Source organism: Cryobacterium sp. 10I1, assembly GCF_035019805.1.
GTDB classification, from domain to species: Bacteria; Actinomycetota; Actinomycetes; order Actinomycetales; family Microbacteriaceae; genus Cryobacterium; species Cryobacterium glucosi.
On record NZ_JASJVF010000344.1, the window covers coordinates 1 to 2,854 of the forward strand.

The 2,854-nt window shown below is 69.3% G+C and carries 2 protein-coding genes; both read right to left on the reverse strand.

Annotated features, from left to right (window positions below; genetic code table 11):
• The coding region (locus QN345_RS17675) for a bifunctional aldolase/short-chain dehydrogenase (protein WP_323508987.1) at window positions 1-1,834 on the reverse strand (1,834 nt) is incomplete at its 3' end.
• Window positions 1,835-1,943: 109 nt separating this feature from the next.
• Window positions 1,944-2,854: rhamnose isomerase (locus tag QN345_RS17680; protein WP_323508988.1), on the reverse strand; the 911-nt coding region annotated here is incomplete at its 5' end.

Consider the following 2,854-nt stretch of genomic DNA (forward strand, 5'->3'; position numbering starts at 1 on the left):
CGCCGGCGAAGATGCCGGAGCCGCGCACGACACCGTCGGGGTTGATGCCGTTGACCTTGACGCCGTACTCGCCGAGTTCGGCGGCCAGCAGGCGCACCTGGTGGGCCTGGTCGGCCTTCGTCGCCGAGTACGCGATGTTGTTCGGGCCCGCGAAGACCGAGTTCTTGCTCGAGATGTAGATGATGTCGCCGCCGAGCTTCTGGTCGATCAGCACCCGGGCCGCGGCGCGGGAGACGAGGAAGGAACCCTTCGCCATCACGTTGTGCTGCAGGTCCCAGTCGGCGACCGTGGTCTCGAGCAGGGACTTGGAGAGCGAGAGCCCGGCGTTGTTCACGACGAGGTCGAGGCCGCCGAAGGCGAGCACGGCGGCGTCGATGCCGGCCTGAACCTGGTTCTCGTCCGTGACGTTCGCCTGAACGCCGATCGCGATATCCGTGCCGCCGATCGCCGCCGCGGCCTCCTGCGCCTTGGCCAGTTCGAGGTCGGCGATCACGACGCAGGCGCCCTCGGCCGCGAGCCGGGTGGCGATCGCCTTGCCGATGCCGCTTGCCGCGCCGGTCACGAGCGCGATGCGTCCGGCGAGCGGCTTGGGCTTCGGCATCCGCTGGAGCTTGGCCTCTTCGAGCGCCCAGTATTCGATGGCGAACTTCTCGGCCTCGTCGATCGGGGAGTAGCGGGAGAGCCCCTCGGCTCCCCGCATCACGTGGATGGCGTTGACGTAGAACTCGCCGGCGACGCGCGCGGTCTGCTTGTTCGCGCCGTAACTGAACATGCCGACGCCCGGGATCAGCACGATGAGCGGGTCGGCACCGCGGATGGCGGGCGACTCCGGGGTCGCGTGCCGGTCGTAGTAGGCCTGGTAGTCGAGGCGGTACTGCTCGTGGAGTTCGTGGAGCCGGGCGAGGGACGCCTCGACAGAGGCGTCCGCCGGGAGGTCGAGCAGGAGCGGCGTGACCTTGGTGCGCAGGAAGTGGTCGGGGCAGCTCGTGCCGAGGCCGGCGAGCCTCGGGTGTTCGACGCTGGCGAGGAAGTCGAGGACCTCGGGCGCGTCGGTGAAGTGGCCGACCTTGGCGCTGTCGGTGGAGACGAGGCCGCGAAGGGTCGGCGCAAGCGCGGCGGCCTTGGCGCGGCGCTCGGCCGCCGACAGCGCACCGAAGCCCTCGAGCGGGGCGCCGAAGGGCTCCGGCTTGGAGTGCTCCTCGATGTAGGAGGTGGCGGTCTCGATGATCCAGAGCGAGTTCGCCTCGGCCTCCTCGCTCGTGTCACCCCAGGCGGTGATGCCGTGGCCGCCGAGGATCGCGCCGATCGCGCCGGGGTGGGCGTCCTTGATCGCGGCGATGTCGAGGCCGAGCTGGAAGCCGGGGCGGCGCCAGGGCACCCAGATCACCCGGTGGCCGAAGATCGAGTCGGTGAGTTCTTCCCCGTCGACGGCCGTCGCGATCGCGATGCCGGCGTCCGGGTGCAGGTGGTCGACGTGGGCCGCGTCGACCAGTCCGTGCATCGCCGTGTCGATCGAGGGGACAGCGCCGCCGCGCCCGTGCAGGGCGTAGTCGAGGGCGCCGACCATCTCGTCTTCACGATCGAGGCCGGGGTAGACATCCACCATCGCGCGCAGCCGGTCGAGGCGGAGCACGGCGAGGCCGGACTCGGTGAGGGTGCCGAGGTCTCCGCCGGAGCCCTTGACCCAGAGCAGCTCGACGGTGGTGCCGGTGACGGGGTCGATCTCGGTGCCCTTGGCGGAGGTGTTGCCCCCGGCGTAGTTCGTGTTCTTGGGGTTCGCGCCGAGGCGGTTGGAGCGGGCGACGAGCGCCGCGGCCGTGGGATTGGTGGTCATGATCTGCTTTCCAGGGGCTGGGAGAGGAGCTAGAGGGCAAAGGACGAGCGGGGGCAAGCACGGGCGGTGCGGGGTGTCGGGCCCTGACTGTTGCGGCGGGGAGGGTGGTCTAGGCGCCCCAGCCGGCCTGGGTGCCGCCGACGCGGTCTGCGCAGATCTTCTCCTGGTAACCGGATGCCGCGAACGCCTTCATGGGGTCGGCCGGAAGTCCGCGGGACTCGCGCCACGCGGCGAGGTCGGTGCGGACGTCGGAGTAGAAGGCGTCCATCATGATGCCGTTGGCGCCGAGGACGTCGCCGGCCTCCTGCGCCGCTGCGAGGGCGACGGTGTCCACGCTGAGGGCGCGGGCGGTCATTTCCTGCACGTTGAGGACGGAGCGGATCTGGCCGGGGATCTTCTCTTCGACGTTGTGGCACTGGTCGAGCATGAACGCGACGGTGGAGTCGGGTCCGTAGCCGCCGCCGCGGATGACTTCGTAGAGGATCCGGAACAGCTGGAACGGGTCTGCCGCTCCGACGATGAGGTCGTCGTCGGCGTAGAAGCGGGAGTTGAAGTCGAAGGAGCCGAGCTTGCCGAGGCGGAGCAGCTGGGCGACGATGAACTCGATGTTCGTGCCGGGCGCGTGGTGGCCGGTGTCCAGGCACACCATCGCCTTGTCTCCGAGGGCGGCGACCTGGGCGTAGCTGGTTCCCCAGTCGGGCACGTCGGTGTGATAGAAAGCCGGCTCGAAGAACTTGTACTCCAGGACCAGGCGCTGGTGCTCGCCGATCCGGGCGTAGATCTTGCCGAGGGAGTCGGCGAGGCGGTCCTGCCGGCCGCGGATATCGCCCTGGCCCGGGTAGTTGGTGCCGTCGGCGAGCCAGATCTTCAGGTCTTCCGAGCCGGTCTGGTTCATCACGTCGATGCAGTCGAAGTGGTGATCGATCGCCATCTGGCGCACCTTCGGGTCGATGTGGGTCAGGCTGCCGAACTTGTAGGCGTCATCCTGGAACGTGTTCGAGTTGACCGTGCCGAGCGCGA